The 16,500-nt window shown below is 73.2% G+C and carries 15 protein-coding genes; 10 read left to right on the top strand and 5 right to left on the bottom strand.

Features of this window, described 5'->3' with window-relative positions; all coding sequences use genetic code 11:
* Nucleotides 1-337 precede the first annotated feature (337 nt).
* The 4 genes from ACQPZO_RS26880 to ACQPZO_RS26865 all read left to right on the top strand — a co-directional run bounded on the left by ACQPZO_RS26880 (nt 338) and on the right by ACQPZO_RS26865 (nt 4,891).
* Entirely contained in the window at nt 338-3,448 is a 3,111-nt protein-coding gene (locus ACQPZO_RS26880; protein ID WP_433344710.1) for a nitrate- and nitrite sensing domain-containing protein, read from the top strand.
* Nucleotides 3,445-3,852, top strand: a complete 408-nt coding sequence (locus ACQPZO_RS26875) for a roadblock/LC7 domain-containing protein (RefSeq protein WP_161685846.1) — start codon at nt 3,445-3,447, stop codon at nt 3,850-3,852. Before ACQPZO_RS26880 ends, ACQPZO_RS26875 begins: the two co-directional genes overlap by 4 nt.
* Before the next feature lie 69 nt (nt 3,853-3,921).
* Nucleotides 3,922-4,287, top strand: a complete 366-nt coding sequence (locus ACQPZO_RS26870; RefSeq protein ID WP_387015071.1) for a DUF742 domain-containing protein — start codon at nt 3,922-3,924, stop codon at nt 4,285-4,287.
* Nucleotides 4,268-4,891 carry a GTP-binding protein gene (locus ACQPZO_RS26865; protein ID WP_433344709.1) on the top strand — a complete coding sequence of 208 codons (624 nt, stop codon included), beginning with the start codon at nt 4,268-4,270 and terminating at the stop codon, nt 4,889-4,891. Before ACQPZO_RS26870 ends, ACQPZO_RS26865 begins: the two co-directional genes overlap by 20 nt.
* 225 nt (nt 4,892-5,116) lie before the next feature.
* On the opposite strand, the gene ACQPZO_RS26860 is transcribed toward ACQPZO_RS26865, so the two are convergent.
* Entirely contained in the window at nt 5,117-6,205 is a 1,089-nt protein-coding gene (locus tag ACQPZO_RS26860) for a uroporphyrinogen-III synthase (RefSeq protein WP_433344708.1), read from the bottom strand.
* Nucleotides 6,206-6,510: 305 nt separating this feature from the next.
* Here ACQPZO_RS26860 and ACQPZO_RS26855 point away from each other — a divergent pair, with 305 nt between their 5' ends.
* The 5 genes from ACQPZO_RS26855 to glmM all read left to right on the top strand — a co-directional run bounded on the left by ACQPZO_RS26855 (nt 6,511) and on the right by glmM (nt 9,704).
* Nucleotides 6,511-6,768, top strand: coding sequence for a DUF6364 family protein (locus tag ACQPZO_RS26855; RefSeq protein WP_433344707.1), 258 nt, complete (start codon nt 6,511-6,513; stop codon nt 6,766-6,768).
* Nucleotides 6,758-7,051, top strand: coding sequence for a type II toxin-antitoxin system PemK/MazF family toxin (locus ACQPZO_RS26850; RefSeq protein WP_433344706.1), 294 nt, complete (start codon nt 6,758-6,760; stop codon nt 7,049-7,051). The genes ACQPZO_RS26855 and ACQPZO_RS26850 overlap by 11 nt, the downstream gene beginning before the upstream one ends.
* A 244-nt stretch (nt 7,052-7,295) precedes the next feature.
* Entirely contained in the window at nt 7,296-7,739 is a 444-nt protein-coding gene (rplM, locus tag ACQPZO_RS26845) for a 50S ribosomal protein L13 (RefSeq protein ID WP_433344705.1), read from the top strand.
* 20 nt (nt 7,740-7,759) lie between these two features.
* Nucleotides 7,760-8,233, top strand: coding sequence for a 30S ribosomal protein S9 (gene rpsI / locus ACQPZO_RS26840; RefSeq protein WP_433344704.1), 474 nt, complete (start codon nt 7,760-7,762; stop codon nt 8,231-8,233).
* 115 nt (nt 8,234-8,348) lie between these two features.
* Nucleotides 8,349-9,704, top strand: coding sequence for a phosphoglucosamine mutase (glmM, locus tag ACQPZO_RS26835; protein WP_433344703.1), 1,356 nt, complete (start codon nt 8,349-8,351; stop codon nt 9,702-9,704).
* A gap of 30 nt (nt 9,705-9,734) precedes the next feature.
* On the opposite strand, the gene ACQPZO_RS26830 is transcribed toward glmM, so the two are convergent.
* Both ACQPZO_RS26830 and ACQPZO_RS26825 read right to left on the bottom strand, forming a co-directional pair.
* On the bottom strand, nt 9,735-10,481 hold the full coding sequence (locus tag ACQPZO_RS26830; protein WP_433344702.1) for an ABC transporter ATP-binding protein: 747 nt from the start codon (nt 10,479-10,481) through the stop codon (nt 9,735-9,737).
* Nucleotides 10,482-10,483: 2 nt separating this feature from the next.
* Complete coding sequence (locus tag ACQPZO_RS26825) at nt 10,484-13,318, bottom strand: FtsX-like permease family protein (protein WP_433344701.1); 2,835 nt, start codon at nt 13,316-13,318, stop codon at nt 10,484-10,486.
* Nucleotides 13,319-13,432: 114 nt separating this feature from the next.
* On the opposite strand from ACQPZO_RS26825, the gene ACQPZO_RS26820 reads away from it, so the two are divergent.
* Nucleotides 13,433-14,059 (top strand): helix-turn-helix transcriptional regulator, encoded by a 627-nt coding sequence (locus ACQPZO_RS26820; RefSeq protein ID WP_433344700.1) that lies wholly within the window; start codon nt 13,433-13,435, stop codon nt 14,057-14,059.
* Nucleotides 14,060-14,202: 143 nt separating this feature from the next.
* On the opposite strand, the gene ACQPZO_RS26815 is transcribed toward ACQPZO_RS26820, so the two are convergent.
* Together ACQPZO_RS26815 and ACQPZO_RS26810 are read right to left on the bottom strand one after the other, a co-directional pair.
* Nucleotides 14,203-15,312, bottom strand: coding sequence for a threonine aldolase family protein (locus tag ACQPZO_RS26815; RefSeq protein WP_433344699.1), 1,110 nt, complete (start codon nt 15,310-15,312; stop codon nt 14,203-14,205).
* The gene (locus ACQPZO_RS26810; protein WP_433351282.1) at nt 15,309-16,466 is read right to left on the bottom strand and encodes a pyridoxal phosphate-dependent aminotransferase; all 1,158 of its coding nucleotides are present in this window, start codon (nt 16,464-16,466) and stop codon (nt 15,309-15,311) included. The genes ACQPZO_RS26815 and ACQPZO_RS26810 overlap by 4 nt, the downstream gene beginning before the upstream one ends.
* Between the last annotated feature and the right edge of the window lie 34 nt (nt 16,467-16,500).

Here is a 16,500-nt window from a genome sequence, read left to right as displayed (position 1 = left end):
CTTGCCAATGCCGGGCCCTGTGGTCAAGCGAGGATGCGTCGAAGCGTTTCGGGACGAGCGTCCCACATGCTGGGGTAACCCAATCTTTGCAAACGCTTACTTTGCATAAGCGCGTGACCACCTTGGAGTTACATGCCCTGATCAGGGGCTTGAGAAAATGAAGGTATTAGTTGACCGGATCACGCGATGAGTGCCGTGCGACCGTTTCCAACCTCACCGCGGCTTCCCAAACACGATCATCTCTGATGAAATCGCGGCCGTGCCGCGCGCGGCGCTGTCCGCTGCACCGGCCAAGGGTCGGCGGTTCAGGCGTGGAAGAAACGACGGAGGCGATGTCGTGAGCACCGGACCTACGACCCTGCCCGAGAGTGGCGAGTCGGACGAGCGGAGTCGGCGTCGTCGGCTGCCGCGCCTGCGCGACGCCCGGATCCGCTCGAAACTGGCGCTGATCCTGGTGGTGCCGGTCGCGGCGGTGATCGCGCTCGCCACCGTCCGGCTGATCTCAACCGGTGAGGGCGCGATCGAGGCGACCCGGCTGCGGTCGCTGACCGAGCTGTCGATCGACGTCTCCGCACTCACCCAGGATCTGCACAAGGAACGGATGGCCGCGGCCCGCTACCTGGCCACGCCGGGGCAGGGGCCCGACGCGTACAACCTTCGGGTGCGCGGCACGGACGCCCGGATCGAGGAGTACAAGGCCGAGCGCGGGCGGATCGGCGACGTCCCGGCTGCGGTGCGGGACCGGCTCAAGGTCATCGAGGACCACCTGACGACGCTGAACAGCACCCGGCAGGAGGTCCTCGACCGCAAGCAGATGGCGGTGTCCGAGGCCGCGCTGCGCTACGGGGTCATCCTCACCGACCTGGTCTCCTACGGGGACACGCTGGCCCAGCTCCCCGGTCAGGAGAGCCTGGCGGACACCCGCCGGGCGTTGGCCGCGTTCGCCCACGCCAAGGCGGCGGTCGCCGAGGAGGAGGCGGTCGCCTTCACCGCGCTCACCGCCGGCAGCCTCGACGAGGAGCAGTTCTCCTCGTTCGTGGCCACCCTGACCAGCCAGCAGGAGGCGCTGCTCTCCTTCTCGCTGGCCGCGGACCCGACTCAGCGGGCCCTCGTCGACAGCACGGTCTCCGGCGACGCGGTGACGCTCGCCGACCGGGTGGCCGCCGACCTGACCCGGTCGGTCGGGCAGGCCCCGCTGGTCTCCGCCGCCGACGCCACCGCCTCCATCGGCGCGGTCAACGACCTGATGCGGTGGGCCGAGATCCGGCTCCAGGACCGCCTGCTCGCCCAGACCGAGGAGGCCCGCTCCAACGTCATCCAGCAGGCGATCATCGAGTCGGTGCTGGTGCTGCTGACCCTGGTCGTCGCCGTCACGCTCGCCGTGGTGCTGGCCCGGTCGCTCAACCACTCGCTGCGCCGGCTGCGCGAGGGCGCCCTGTCGGTGGCCAACCACGACCTGCCCGACGCGGTCGCCCGGCTGCAGAACATCGGCAGCGTCGGCGACGGCGGCGTGGAAGAGATCGTCCGGCAGGTCCGCGACCCGATCAAGCTCAACAGCCGTGACGAGGTCGGCCAGGTCGCGCTGGCGTTCAACGTCGTCCACCGGGAGGCGGTCCGGGTCGCCGCCGAGCAGGCCGCGCTGCGGACCAGCGTCTCGGCGATGTTCCTCAACCTGGCCCGACGCAGTCAGACCCTGGTCGACCGGATGATCGGTGAGCTGGACGCGATCGAGCGCGGCGAGGAGGACCCGAAGCGCCTCGCCCAGCTCTTCGAACTCGACCACCTGGCCACCCGAATGCGCCGCAACGACGAGAACCTGCTGGTGCTCGCCGGTGCGGACTCGGCGGTGCCGCGCCGCGACGACGCCCTGTTGATCGACGTCCTGCGGGCCTCCCAGTCCGAGGTCGAGCAGTACAACCGCATCGAGTTCGGCACCGTCGACACCGACATCTCGGTGGCCGCGCACGCCGTCAACGACGTCGTCCGGCTGGTCGCCGAGCTGCTCGACAACGCCACCCGCTTCTCGCCACCGAACACGGTGGTGGTTGCCGACGGCCGGCGGATCCGCGACTACGTGCTGATCCAGGTCGAGGACCGGGGCCTCGGGCTCACCGACGAGCAGCTCGACTCGCTCAACCACCGGCTCGCCGGCCCGTCCACGGTCGACGTGGCCGCGTTCCGGCTGATGGGTCTGGCCGTGGTGAGCCGCCTCGCGTCCCGGTACGGCATCCGGGTGGAGCTGCGGCGCAACGTGGAGGGCGGCACCGTCGCCCAGGTGACGCTGCCCAGCTCGACCGTGGTGCTGCCGTCGCTGCGCGGTCGCGAGCCGGCCCCGGCGCCGTTGACCCCGTCGCGCCAGCCCGCCCAGATCGAGCAGACGCCGCTCACTCCGATGGGCCTCGACTCGCCGCTCACCGGCGCCGGTCGCGCCGCCACGCTGACCGACCAGTGGCGGACCTCCGCCCCGACGCCGGCCCGCTGGCAGGTTCCCGGCGATTCCCGGGAGGCCGCACCGGCCAGTCCGTTCGGTGCGCCATCCAGTCCGTTCGGCGCTCCGGCCACTTCGTTCGGCCTTCCGGCCGCCCAGCCGGCCGCTCCGGCCGTCGCGCCGGCACCCCTGGGGCAGCCACCCGCCCCGACCCAGCCGGCGTTCACGCCCGGCGGCGGGTTCTCGGTGGGCAGCCCGACCGTGGCGATCCCGACGATCGATCCGCTGCCCCGGCGGACACCCGGCGGGGAGGCCGCCCAGCCGGCCACCCCCGCCACCTCGACCCCCGCCCCGCCGGCGCTGCCCGGCGGTCCGGTCGCGGGGATGACGCCGACCGCTCCCACCGTGCCGGCCGCCCCGGCCGCACCGGTGGTCGCCCGTCCGGGCCTGCCGGCCGAGGCGCCGATCTTCCGGGAGATGGAGGCGGTCTGGTTCCGGTCGCACGGCGACGACGTGACCGCGATCTTCCAGCGGCCCAAGTTCGACGACGAGCCGCCCCCGGCCAAGGTCCCCGCCGCGCCCCGGCCACCGCTGCCCACCCGTACGCCGGGAGCCACCCCGGCGGACGGCACGACCGCGGCGACCCCGCCGCCGGCGTACACCCCGCCGGTGGCCCCGCCCGCGGCACCGGCCGCGACCGGACCGGGCGGGTCGGCGGCAGCCACCCCGCCGGCGACCGACCCCGAGGCCTGGCGGACGGCCGCGGACGATGGCTGGTCGCGGGCCAGCCGGGCGGCCGAACCGACCGCGTCCGGGACCACCCGCTCCGGTCTGCCGAAGCGGGTCCCGCAGGCACAGCTCGTTCCCGGCGGGATCGAACAGAAGAGCGGCAAGGACCGCAGCCGGCGCACCCCGGACGAAGTACGCGGCCTGCTGTCGGCATACCACCGCGGCGTGCAGCGCGGACGGACGGTCGGCGCGGACCAGAACAGCACCTCGACCAAGGAGACGACCCGATGAACAGGCCAGCGGCCATGCAGGACATGGGTTGGCTGCTCACCAACTTCGCCGACAGCGTGGCGGGCATCGCTCACGTGGTGGCGGTTTCCGCGGACGGGCTGCTTCTTGCCTCGTCGCGGGACCTCCCCACGGACCGGGCCGACCAGCTCGCGGCGATCACCTCCGGTGTGGTGAGCCTGACCGAGGGCGCGGCCCGCATGTTCAGCGCCGGCGGGGTGCTCCAGACAGTCATCGAGATGGACAGCGGCTACCTGTTCCTCATGTCGATCAGCGACGGCTCGTCGATGGCGGTGCTCGCCGCCCGCAGCTGCGACGTCGGCCAGGTCGGGTACGAGATGGCATTGCTGGTCGAACGGGTGGGCGCCGCACTGGTGCCGCTGCGCCGGGACGCGGTGCGCTCCTAGCGCACCTGGCCACGCGGACGGACTGACCGGGTGTCGAGGGACGGCACCCACCGGAGGAGGTGATCGCGGATGGACCAACGACGGGAAGACCCGCGCGGCGCGTTGGTGCGTCCGTACGCGGTCACCCGTGGCCGTACTGAGCCGCGGCAGGCCATCGCACTGGAGGCGGTGCTGACGGCCAGCCCCACGGCGGTCGCCGAGTCCCGGTTCGCCGGCCACGACAAGCACCGGATCGCCACGATCTGCGAGGGCCGGCCCCAGTCGCTGGCCGAGGTCGCCGCGTACACCCGGATGCCGCTGGGCGTCGCCCGGGTGATCATCGCCGACATGGTGGCCGAGGGCCTGTTGACGCTACACGCTGCCGCTCCGCCCGAAGGGTACGAGGAGCGGATGGAAATTCTTGGAAGGGTGCTAAGTGGACTTCGCAGGCTATGACCCCGCCGGGGCACGCCGCAACCGCGGGATCACCTCCGCGAAGATCGTGGTTGCGGGCGGCTTCGGCGTGGGCAAGACGACCCTGGTCGGCGCGGTCTCGGAGATCACTCCGCTGACCACCGAGGCGGTGATGACCGCGGCCGGTGTCGGGATCGACGACCCGTCGAAGGTGCCGGAGAAGCAGACCACCACGGTCGCCATGGACTTCGGCCGAATCACCATGGCCGAGGACCTGATCCTCTATCTCTTCGGCACACCCGGCCAGACCCGGTTCTGGTTCATGTGGGACGAGATCATCAAAGGCGCGGTGGGCGCGGCGGTGCTGGTCGACACCCGCCGGATCGCCGACGCGTTCGCCCCGCTGGACTACTTCGAGAACCGCCGCCTGCCTTACGTGGTGGCGTTGAACCGGTTCGACAACGCGCCCCAGTACGAGCTGGAGGAGGTCCGCGAGGCCCTCGCCATCTCGCCCCACGTGCCGTTGATAATGACCGATGCCCGGCACCGGGATTCGGTGAAGCAGGTACTGGTCACGGTCGTCGAGCACGCGATGCTGCGACTCCAGGCCGAGCACGGCCGCGGCTACCCGACCCCGGTCGGCTGACGTACATCGGCGGTGGCCCGGGGTCGTCAGGGCCGCCGCCGCCGCCGCCGCGGTCGTCCACGGCCCGGCTGCCGACCACGCCCCGTGGGCGCGCTGGGCCCGCAGGATCGCGCCCGATCCCGGAAGCAGCGGCCGTCCTGGAAACAGGAGGCCACTGTTACCGGAAGCTTGTGCGGGGGCGGGCGTTCCACCCCTCAACGCATCCCGGTCACCGGCGGCGAGGGGTCAGTCCACCCGGAGCCGGTAGCCGCGCTTGATCACCGTCTGCACCACCCGGGGGGCCCGCAGGCCGGCCCGGAGGCGGGCCACCGCCATCTCCACCGCGTGCTCGTCCGCGCCGCGCGGCAGCGTCCGCAGCAGGGCGGTACGGGAGAGCACCCGCCCAGGTGACGTGGCGAGCGCCCGCAGCACCGCCATCGGGGCGGGGGCCAGCGGACGCAGCTCCCCGTCGATCACAGCCGCGTGCCCCCGCAGGGTCAGCAGGTGCTCGGCCGCCCTGATGGTGACCGTGCGCCGGGGCAGCTCGTCCACGATCGTCCGCACCAGCGCGCCGAGCCGCGCCTGGCTCGGCGCGCTGACCGGCACCCCTCGGCGGACCAGCGGCTCGGCGGTGACCGGGCCGACGCAACTGGCCAGCACGTGGCTCCGCAGCGCCTCCAGCACCGTCTCGGTGCGGTCCCCGGCGGCGTGCAGCAGCGCCTCGGCGGCCGGGGCGGAGGTGAAGGTGACCGCGTCGACCAGCCGCCCGGCGACCAGGTCGATCAGCCGGTGCAGCGGCGCCGGGTCGGTGGGTGGCGCCCATCGGTAGACCGGCACCTCGATGACCTCGGCGCCGGCCTCCTCCAGCGCGGTGGTGTACTCGGGCTGCCGGTCACCGTGCAACTGCATGGCGACCACCTGCCCGGCCACCCCGCGCCGGATGAGGTGCTCGACGACCTCTTCACAGCTCTCCGAGTCCGGTGACCACAGGTCGCGTAGGCCGGCGGCGCGGATCGCGCCCCGCGCCTCCGGCCCCCGGGCCACCACGTACGCCCGCGACAGCACGCCACGCAGCGGCCCGTTCAGCCCCCAGCCCTCGGCCGCCTCCAGCCAGCCGCGCATCCCGATGCCGGTGTTGGCCATCAGCACGTCCGGCGGGCGGTTCAGGCAGGCGTGGGTCGCCTCGCGCAGTTCGGTGTCGTCGGTCAGCGGCACGATCCGCAGGGCTGGCGCGACCACCACCCGGGCCCCGCGCCGTTGCAGCAGCGCGGCCAGCTCGTCGCGCCGCCGGTCGGCGGTCACCCCGATGGTGAAGCCGGCCAGTTCGTGGGGCATCACCCCTCCCACTGGATGACGCAGCACGGGCAGTGCCTGGCCGCCTCCGGGGGTCGACGCCCCGGTCGAGTCGCCGTACGTGCACCGTCTGTCATGTCAGAAAAGCGTGCCGCCGGGCAGTTTCGGCCCCGGGTCCCGTTTGTTTCGGCCCTGTCAAGAGCGCCCCACACGACGGGGGGTGACCCCGAACTCCAAGCCCTGGCACAGGCGGATCCCGGCCGACCGACCTCCGAGGTTTTTGGGTGGTTCAGCGATGGACGCCAGGTGGGATGACCGGTGGTCATACCGCAGGTAGTTTGGGTGGCATGACTGCCAAGGTGACGCTGTCGTTCTCCGACGAGACGATCGAGGAGGCGCGCCGGTTCGCCAAGCGGGAGGGGCTGTCGCTCTCCGCCTGGATGAACCAGGCCGCCCGGGAAAAGGCGCTGCGCGAGGTGTTCACCGCGCACGCCGTCGCCGTCGGCCGCGCCGGGCTGGACCTGGAGACGGCCGCCCTGGCCGACGCCCGCGAGGTGGAGATGGTCGACGACGCGATGTTCGGCGGGCGTCCGCGTGCTGCGTAGGGGAGAGGTCTGGCGCATCGAGGGCGCCCGGGAGCGGCTCGGTCTGGTGATCAGTTCCGACGTCTACAACTCCACCGACGTGCCGATCGTGATGGTGGCCGAGGTGGTCGAGACGGTACTGCTGCGCGACTCCCCGCTGGCCGTGCCGATGGGCGGGTACGTGGTGATGCCCGACCGGCTCTCCTCGCCGATGAAGAAGTGGTTCACCGAGTGCGTGGAGGTGGCCGACACCGACACGATGCTCCGGGTCGGGCGCGCGCTGCGCATCCTCCAGGAACTCTGACCGGAACTCCGCAGCCGCCAGGAACTCCGCCGGTGGGGCCCGCCGGAATGTGACCTAGATCATGATAGTGGTGCGGGGTGGGCGGGAACGCCCCCCGTTTTGACCAGCGGAGGTGCCCCCGGGTATCGTTGCCTGCTGTTGTACGACAGCCAGAGGCGTGCCGCATCAGGTACGCTTGGTCGTTCGTGCGCGCCTGGTCACCTCGGCGCGCGACCCCAGACCGACGACGAGACAAGGTAGACCTGTGCGTACGTACAGCCCGAAGCCGGGTGAGATCGAGCGTCAGTGGCACGTCATCGACGCCTCTGATGTCGTGCTGGGCCGCCTGGCGACCCACGCCGCCACGCTTCTGCGTGGTAAGCACAAGCCGACTTTCGCGCCGCACGTCGACACGGGCGACTTTGTCGTCATCGTGAACGCGGGCAAGGTCGCGCTGACCGGCAACAAGCGCCAGACCAAGATCGCCTATCGCCACTCGGGTTACCCGGGCGGCCTGAAGCAGATCGGCTACGAGGAGCTGCTCAGCAAGCGTCCCGAGCGGGCCGTCGAGCTGGCTGTGAAGGGGATGCTCCCGCACAACAAGCTCGGCCGTCAGCTGATCAATAAGCTGAAGGTCTACGCCGGTGCCGAGCACCCGCACGGCGCGCAGCAGCCGGTGCCGTTCGAGATCAAGCAGATCGCGCAGTGAGCGCGGGCGAAGGAAGCAGCATGACCGACATCACCGAGACCGAGGTTGCCCCCGAGGCCCCTGAGGCCACCGAGGCGCCGGCGCCCGTCGCCCGCGCGCCTCGTGGCGACCGGCCGATCCAGACCGTCGGCCGCCGCAAGGAGGCCATCGTCCGGGTGCGCATCGTCCCGGGCAGCGGCAAGATCACCTGCAACGGCCGCGACCTTGAGGCGTACTTCCCGAGCAAGGTGCACCAGCAGCTCATCAAGGACCCGCTGGTCACCGCCGAGAAGCCCGAGGCGTTCGACGTCATCGCCAACCTGCGCGGCGGCGGCACCACCGGCCAGGCCGGTGCGCTGCGGCTCGCCATCGCCCGGGCGCTGATCATCAACGAGCCGGACGACCGCCCGGCCCTGAAGAAGGCCGGCTTCCTGACCCGTGACGCCCGGGTCAAGGAGAGCAAGAAGTACGGCCTCAAGAAGGCCCGTAAGGCTCCCCAGTACTCGAAGCGCTGATCATCAGCGGCACGTTGTACTTCTGACGGACGGCCGGGTCCGCCTCCCCCCGACGGGAGGTGGCCCGGCCGTTTCGCTTTCCTGTTGTGCACCATTTCCTCGGAGGTTGGCGGGTATGGGCCGGTTGTTCGGCACGGACGGCATACGCGGGCGGGCGAACGCGGATCTCACTCCCGAGTTGGCGCTCGCGGTGGCGGTTGCCGCCGCCCACACACTCGCCGAGACGGACCGGAGCCATCCGCCGCTGGCGGTGGTCGGCCGGGACACCCGGGCCAGCGGCGAGATGCTGGAGGCCGCCGTGGTGGCCGGTCTCACCAGTGCCGGCGCCAACGTGGTCCGGGTCGGCGTGCTGCCCACCCCGGCCGTGGCGTTCCTCACCGCCGAAACCAAGGCCGACCTGGGCGTGATGCTCTCGGCGTCGCACAACCCGATGCCGGACAACGGCATCAAGCTGTTCGCCGCAGGCGGGCACAAGCTGCCCGACGAGATCGAGGAGCGGATCGAGGCGGCCGTCGAGGCGAACGCGGCCACCGCGTGGGACCGGCCGACCGGCGCCGGGGTGGGGCGGGTGCACGACCTGCTCGACGGCGCCGACCACTACGTTAAGCACCTGGCCGGCACCGTGTCGCACCGGCTCGACGGGCTCAAGGTCGTGGTCGACTGCGCCAACGGCGCCGCGGCCGACGTCGCCCCCGTGGTGTACCGGGAGGCCGGTGCCGAGGTCGTCGCCATCCACGCCGAGCCGGACGGGCTCAACATCAACGACGACTGCGGTTCCAACCACATCGACGGGCTGCGCGAGGCCGTGGTCGAGCACGGCGCGCACCTGGGCATCGCCCACGACGGCGACGCCGACCGGTGCATCGCGGTCACCGCCGACGGGGTCGAGGTCGACGGCGACGAGGTGATGGCGATCCTCGCCCTCGCCATGCGGGATGCCGGCACGCTCACCGGGGACACCCTGGTCGCCACCGTGATGAGCAACCTCGGACTGCGGCTGGCCATGTCCGCGCAGGGCATCCGGCTGATCGAGACCAAGGTCGGCGACCGGTACGTCCTGGAAGAGCTGCGCGCCTCCGACCTTGCCCTCGGCGGCGAGCAGAGCGGGCACATCGTCATGCCGGCCTACGCCACCACCGGCGACGGCGTGCTCACCGGGCTGCACCTGATGGCCCGGATGGCGGCCACCGGGAAGTCCCTCGCGGAGCTGGCCGCCGTGGTGACCAAGCTGCCGCAGGTGCTGATCAACGTGCCGGTCGGGGACCGTTCGGTGGGTGCCGCCGCGCCGGCCGTCCGGGCCGAGGTGGAACGGGCCGAGGCGGAGCTGGGCGAGACCGGTCGGGTGCTGCTGCGCCCCTCGGGCACCGAGCCCCTGGTGCGGGTCATGGTCGAGGCCGCCACCGAGCAGACCGCCCGCGAGGTCGCCGAGCGCATCGCCGAGCGGGTCCGCACCGCCAGCCCCACCGCCTGACCCGAGCCGGCCCTTGGGGGCTGGCGAACCTCACAGGCGCAGGCGGGCGACCCGGTCGTAGGTTTCGGCCGGGTCCTCGCCGTCGGTGAGGTCCACGTCCTCGACGACCCGTCCGTCGGTGAGCCGGATCAGCCGGTCGCACCGGGCGGCGATGGCGCGCTCGTGGGTGGCCAGCAGGATCGTCATCCCATGCCGGTCGCGCAGGTTCAGCAGCAGGTCGAGGATCTGCCCGCCGGTGGTCGAGTCGAGGTTGCCGGTCGGCTCGTCGGCGAGCAACAGCCGGGGTTCGCCCATCAACGCCCGGGCGATGGCGACCCGCTGCTGCTGGCCGCCGGAGAGCTGCGCCGGCAGCGACCGCTCCCGGCCGGCCAGGCCGACCGCGTCGAGCAGTTCCCGGGCGCGGGTCACCTGGTCGGACCGGCCGCGCCGGGGCAGCACCGGGGCGATCACGTTGTCCAGCACGGTCAGCGCCGGCAGCAGGTGGTAGCGCTGGAAGACGAAGCCGACCCGCTGCCGGTACCGGGCGAGGGCTGCCCGCCGCAAGCCGGTGATCTCCACGTCGTCGACCGTCACGGTGCCGCTGTCGGCCTGCTCGATCGCCCCGACGAGGTGCAGTAGCGTCGACTTGCCGGAGCCACTCGGCCCGGTCAGCGCCACCACCGACCCGGCGGCGATCTCCAGCGACACCCCGTCGACGGCGGTGAGTCGCTCGGTGCCGGCGCGGAACTGCCGGATCAGCTCGGCCGTCCGGACGGTGCTGCCCGTGGTCGCGTCCATCGTCACTCCTCTGCGAGTAGTCGTGCGGTCGGGAGGCGGTGCAGCAGCGCGGCGGGGACCAGCGCCGCCGCGCAGGTGATCAGCACCCCGGCGGCGGCGACCGCGGCGGCCACCAGCACCAGCGCCGCCGGCAGGTCGCCCACCAGCCAGGCCGCCCCGCCCAGGCCGAGCGCCGCCCCGGCGAGGGCGCCGAGCGCGCCGAGGAGGAGCCCCTCGTACCCGATCAGGCGGGTCAGCGCGGCGTCGGTCCAGCCGACCGCCCGCAGGGTGGCCAGCTCGGCGGCCCGGTCCCGGATGTTCAGGTAGAGCACGTCGGTGACCGCGGCGGCACCGAGCAGCACCGTCGCGATGGCGGCCATGGTGTCCGCGCCCCGTACGCTCAGCGACACCGTGTCGCCGAGCAGGCTGCCGACGACGGCACCCTGGAACGCGTAGCCGGCGGCGGTGACCAGGGTCAGCGCGGCCACCCCGATGGCCAGCGCGCCGGAGCCGAGCAGGGTGCGCCCGGGGGTGCGGGCCAGGTTGGCCAGGGCCAGGCCGGCCAGGGTGCGCGGCCGGCGTACCCAGCGGGCCGTCGCCACCGGCGGTCGCAGCGCGGCGGCCGGGTGGGCGCGCGCGGCCCGCAGGGCTGGCGTCAGGCCCGCGACCAGCGCCAGCAGCAGGGCCACCGGTACGGCCAGCAGCGCCCGCCGCCATCCCACGTCGATGCCGAGCGCGGCCCCGAGCGGGACTGCGAGCGCCAGCGCGAGCAGCCCGGCGGCCAGCCCGAGCGCGCCGACCTCGCCGAGGATCAGCGCGCCGATCCGCCGGGCCGGCCAGCCCAGGCAGGCGAGCACCGCCAGCTCGGACCGGCGGTCCCGGACGGCGGCGGCGACCGCGTTGCCGAGGAAGAGCGCGCAGACGACCAGCACCAGCACGAAGAGCACGACGCTCTTGCGGTCCACCGCCTTTGTGATCACCGAGGCGACCCCGAGGGCCGACCAGTTCTCGGTCAGCCGCAGCGCCGGCCGGCCGAACGACCCGGCGGGCAGCTCCACGGCCTGCGGGGCGGGGGACGAGCCGAGCGTGATGTCGACGTCGAGCCCGGTGACCTGGGCGATCCGCTCGGCGACCAACCGGACCTGTTCGGCGGCGCGCTCGTTGTAGCCGCCCACGTCGGCGACCCGGACCCGGATCGCACTGATCGGGGCCTTCACCTGCGGACTGCCGCCGCCGTCCAGCAGCTTCGGTACGGCGGCCAGGCTGGTCAGCAGCAGCGGCGGGGCGGAGAGGTGGCCGGCCGGGTTGCCGCCCGGCTCCAGCGGACGGCCGCCCAGGGCGTCCCGGCTGCGGGCGTCCGCGCCCTGCGCCGACGGCGGCTCGTACGTCTCCAGCGGCACCCGCCCGAGGTCGCTGAAGCCGGTCAGCTTCTCCGGGTCGAAGACCCCCACGGCCCGCCAGCCCCGGTACAGCAGGTTGCGTGGATTCCCCTTCTTCAGCGGGAGCTTGCGCAGCGCCCGCGCCCCGGTGTCCTCGGCCAGCCAGGGACGCGGGAAGGGGTTGAACGTGATCTGGTCGCCGTACACCTCCGGATCGGCTGCCGGGAGCGCGCCCACCCGCAGCGTGCCGTCGGGCAGCCGGTCGTACCGCGTCGGCCCGGCCTGGACCATCGCCTGGAGCTGGCCGAGGCAGCAGCCGTCCGGGGAGATGCCCGCGGAGATCCGGGTGCGCCAGCTGGCGGCCACGTCGTGGCGGGTTTCGCCGGCGGGGAGCTCGGGGCCGCGCTGCAGGGACCGCTCCAGCTCGTCGAGGTTGACACCGGCCGGGCGGGCCGCGGGCAGCCGGGTGAAGCTGGCGCGCAGCTCCTCGTCGACGAAGGGGCTGCTGGTTACGAGCACCGGCACGGTGTGCATCTCGTCCGAGTCGATGTGCTTGACGGTCGTCGTGTCGTCCGGGCCCAGTGCCCGCCCGTCGACCACCGCGCCACCGAGGCCCACGAGGCGGTTCTCGGCGGCCGGGTCCACGGCGGCGAGCAGGAGCGGCACCGTCAGGCTGACCGTGATCCGTAGCCGGTCCGAGGTGGACGAGGGGCCCGACCCCGCGTCGGCGAAGACGCGCCCGCCGGCCTCGAACCGGCCGTCGGGGAGCATCCGTACGGCCTCCAGCGACCACTCCTCGCGCTCGGAGTGCGCGCCCGGACTGCCCAGGGTGGGCTGGGGGTCGCAGACGGCCCGGGTGCGGCCGTCGGGCAGCACCTCGCGGGGCGCAGCCCACCCGCACGAGCCCCACGGATAGCTTCGCCCGTCGGTGTACGGCGTGGCGTCGCTGTGCTGAGACGACAGGCCGATGCGGGGGTAGATCAGCGGGTGGGTGGTGACGTACACGTAGCGGGGCCGGCCCGGCGCGCTGGAGAGCCCGCGCTCGGCGACGAACCGGGGGTCGACGCGGATGACCTGCCGGTCGAGCGACCGGTCCACCGCGGCGGTCAGGTCCAGCGGGGTCGGCACCGGGGCGGTGGAGTAGCCGAGCATGGCGATGGGTGCTGCCACGTCCACCCCGGCGACCGCCTTCACCTGGTCGTACTGCGCGGTGGTGATGCCGCCGAAGAGGCCGGAGAGGTAGTTGGGCTGGACCAGCCGGCGTTCGGCCTCCAGTGGGGTGCGCGCGCCCTTCGGGCGGACCAGGATGTCGTAGGCGACGTCGGTGCCCCGCTCGACGGTGCCGGTGACCTCGAGCCGGGAGGTGGTGGTGGCACCGGTCAGGACGACGAAGCCGGTGGTCGCCACCAGCACGCCGGCCAACAGTGCCACCGACCGTCCCGCACGGCCGCGTAGCTGACTCCAGATGAAGTTGAACATGTCGCGCCTCCCCGTGTGCTGCTGCACACTCTGCGGGATACATTGTGACAATGCAAGGCCGGGTCCGGAACGATACCGATCGGGCGAAGCGAAACGAACGGAACGGAGGAGACGGTGGCGATCCAGCACGCGGTCCTGGCCCTGCTCGCCCGGGGGCCCAGCTACGGCTACCAACTGAAGGGCGCGTTCGAGGAGGCGGTGGGCCCGCAGTGGGGGCCGCTGAACATCGGGCACCTCTACCAGATCCTCGATCGCCTCTCCCGCGACGGCCTGGTCGTCGCCGAGCGGCAGGCCCAGCCGGTCAAACCCGACCGGGTGGTCTACGAGATCAGCCCCGACGGCCGCGCCGCGCTACAGGGATGGCTCAACGAGCCCAGCCCGCGCAGCGGCGGATTCCGGGACGACTTCTTCCTCAAGGTCACCGCGGCGGCCCGCTCCGGCGCGTCGGACACGGTGCGGACGGTGCTCGGTAACCAGCGCGGGCACCTCATGCGCGAGCTGCGCAACCTCGACGGGCTCCGCCGCCGGGCCGACGACCCGGTGGTGGCCCTGCTGCTCTCCGCCGCCAGCCGGCACGTCGAGGCCGATCTCGCGTTCGTCGACGACGCCGAGACGGCGCTGCTCGCCGACGGTGGCGCGCTGCTCGCCACGCTCGCGGGAAGTCCTCCGGGGCTCGACGGGAGCGGTTCGGGGGCGGTGCCGCCCGTGTCCGGTCCCACCTCGACCCGCGCGGCCGGCTGACGCCGCGCCGCCGGTCGGCCACAGCGCCTCGGGAGGCCCGCGCGCTGAGACCTGGAAGGGAAACGGACTCTCCGGAGGCCGCCATCTTCCAAGCTCTCGCCCCCGGCTGGTGCAGGGGCGTCAGGCCGGCTGGTGGAAGGGCGTCAGGTCGGCGGCAGCCGACGCAGGAAGCGGGCGCCCAGGTCGGCGACCTGGGCGGCGTCGAGGTCGAGGGCCGGGGCCGCCACGGTGACCTCGGCCATCGCCAGGTCCGGGACCTCGGTGTCCTGCCAGCCGCCGACGAACCACGCCCTCTCCTCCTCGGCGAGGGCGAGGTTGGCCGCGTTGAGCCGGTCCGCCGAATGCGGCAGCCAGAGCCGGAACTGGTGGGTGTGTGGAGGCGTCGGATACACCCGGGCGCCGGGCAACCCGGCCAGGGCGGCGGCCACCGCCGTCGCGTGTGCCACGTACCCGGGCAGGCGGGGGAGCTCCCGGTCCAGCCCGACCAGCGCGGCCGCCGCCGCCGGCCACTGCTGGAACAGGGTGCCCCCGTACCGGTGCCGCCAGTCCCGGGCGTACCGGACCAGCCCGGCGTCCCCGGCGAGAGCCGCCCCGGAGATGCCGTCGAGGGACTTGTAGAACGAGACGTACGTGCTGTCGGCGAGGGCGGCGATCGCGGCGGCCGGGTGCCCCAGGTGCGGGGTCGACTCCCACAGCCGGGCGCCGTCGAGGTGCACCCGGGCTCCGGCGTCCCGAGCCGCGGCGACCACGTCGACCAGCTCGTCCCAGGTGGGCAGCACGAAACCCGCGTCGCGCAGCGGCAGCTCCAGCAGCAGGGTGCCGATCGGCTCGGCGAGCTCCGCCACCTCCTCGGCGGTCGGGTTGCGCGGCGCGGTCGTGGTGCGCACCGCCCGCAGCCCGCCGAGCACCGCGTACGCGTCCTGCTCGTGCAGCACGAGGTGGCTGAGCGGGTGCAGGCCGACGGTGGTGCTGCCGGTCAGCTCCGCGCCGTACCGGATGGCGACCTGCTGGGCCATCGTGCCGGTGGGGAAGAAGACGGCGGCCTCCGTGCCGAGCAGCTCGGCGACCCGCAGCTCCAGGGCCTCGAGGGGGCCGCCCTCGCCGTAGAAGTCGGGCAGGGCGTCCGGCGTGAGCGTGGCCCGTACGGCGTCGAGATGCTCGGCCATCGACACCGGCCGGACGCCGGAGAGCAGCCGGTCACAGCCGCGCATGGCCGCCATCCGGCGGACCCGGTCGGCGTACGCGTCGGTCATCCGGCGGCCCTCATCCCACGTAGCCGGGCCACCGCCTCGGTGAGCACCTCGGGCCGCTTGCAGAAGGCGAACCGGACCAGCCGCCGGCCAGCCTCGGCGTCGTCGTAGAACACCTGGGTCGGCACGGCGACCACCCCGCAGCGCTCCGGCAGCGAACGGCAGAACTCCACCCCGTCCCGCCCGCCGAGCCCGGTGACGTCGGCAGTGACGAAGTACGTCCCCTCGGGAGTGAGCACGTCGAAGCCCGCGTCGGTGAGCCCGGCGACGAGCTGGTCCCGCCGGGCCCGCATGCCGGCCGCGAAGTCGGCGAAGTACCCGTCCGGCAGGGCGAGGGCCACCGCCACCGCCGGCTGCAACGGGGCGGCGTTGACGAAGGTGAGGAACTGCTTGACCCGCAGCACCGCCGACACCAGCGGGGCGGGGCCGCTGACCCAGCCGACCTTCCAGCCGGTGCAGGAGAACGTCTTGCCGGCCGAGGAGATCCGCAGGGTGCGCTCGCGCATGCCGGGCAGGGTGGCCAGCGGCACGTGGGGCGCGGCGGCGTCGGCGAAGACCAGGTGCTCGTACACCTCGTCGGTCACCGCGTACGCGTCGTGTTCGCGGCACAGCGCGGCCACCAGGGCCAGTTCGTCGGGGGTGAAGACCTTGCCGGTCGGGTTGTGCGGCGAGTTCAGCAGCACCAGCCGGGTCCGGGGCCCGAACGCGGCGCGCAGGGCGTCCGGGTCGAAGGCGTACCGGCCGTCCGGGCCCGGACGCAGGGTCACCGGCCGCCGGACCGCCCCGGCGAGGGCGATCGAGGCCGCGTACGAGTCGTAGTACGGCTCGAAGCAGACCACCTCGTCGCCCGGCTCGCAGAGGGCGAGGATGCTCGCGGCGATCGCCTCGGTGGCCCCGGCGGTGATCACGATCTCGCCGTCCGGGTCGTACTCCAGGCCCCAGAACCGGCGCTGGTGACCGGCTACGGCGGCGCGCAGCGCGGGGATGCCCGGACCGGGCGGATACTGGTTCTGCCCGCCGCGCAGCGCCTCGGCGGCAGCGGCGAGCATCTCCGGCGGGCCGTCGGTGTCCGGGAAGCCCTGGCCCAGGTTGACCGCGCCGGTGCGCACGGCCAGGGCGGACATCTCGGCGAAGATCGTCGTCCCGAACGGTCGCATCCGGGCCACCAGCGGGTCGACATTCGCGGTCGTC

Origin of the sequence: Micromonospora sp. CA-111912 (assembly GCF_050948415.1) — a bacterium.
Classification (GTDB): Bacteria; Actinomycetota; Actinomycetes; order Mycobacteriales; family Micromonosporaceae; genus Micromonospora.
This window is presented reverse-complemented; position numbering and strand designations above follow the sequence as displayed.

What these genes read in the sequence shown, in the direction of transcription:
- ACQPZO_RS26875 (WP_161685846.1), top strand. Translation starts at nt 3,445, where the DNA reads ATGAACAGGCCAGCGGCCATGCAGGACATGGGTTGGCTGCTCACCAAC.
- ACQPZO_RS26870 (WP_387015071.1), top strand. Translation starts at nt 3,922, where the DNA reads ATGGACCAACGACGGGAAGACCCGCGCGGCGCGTTGGTGCGTCCGTAC.
- ACQPZO_RS26860 (WP_433344708.1), bottom strand. Translation starts at nt 6,205, where the DNA reads ATGCCCCACGAACTGGCCGGCTTCACCATCGGGGTGACCGCCGACCGG.
- ACQPZO_RS26855 (WP_433344707.1), top strand. Translation starts at nt 6,511, where the DNA reads ATGACTGCCAAGGTGACGCTGTCGTTCTCCGACGAGACGATCGAGGAG.
- rpsI (WP_433344704.1), top strand. Translation starts at nt 7,760, where the DNA reads ATGACCGACATCACCGAGACCGAGGTTGCCCCCGAGGCCCCTGAGGCC.
- glmM (WP_433344703.1), top strand. Translation starts at nt 8,349, where the DNA reads ATGGGCCGGTTGTTCGGCACGGACGGCATACGCGGGCGGGCGAACGCG.
- ACQPZO_RS26830 (WP_433344702.1), bottom strand. Translation starts at nt 10,481, where the DNA reads ATGGACGCGACCACGGGCAGCACCGTCCGGACGGCCGAGCTGATCCGG.
- ACQPZO_RS26825 (WP_433344701.1), bottom strand. Translation starts at nt 13,318, where the DNA reads ATGTTCAACTTCATCTGGAGTCAGCTACGCGGCCGTGCGGGACGGTCG.
- ACQPZO_RS26815 (WP_433344699.1), bottom strand. Translation starts at nt 15,312, where the DNA reads ATGACCGACGCGTACGCCGACCGGGTCCGCCGGATGGCGGCCATGCGC.
- ACQPZO_RS26810 (WP_433351282.1), bottom strand. Translation starts at nt 16,466, where the DNA reads ATGCGACCGTTCGGGACGACGATCTTCGCCGAGATGTCCGCCCTGGCC.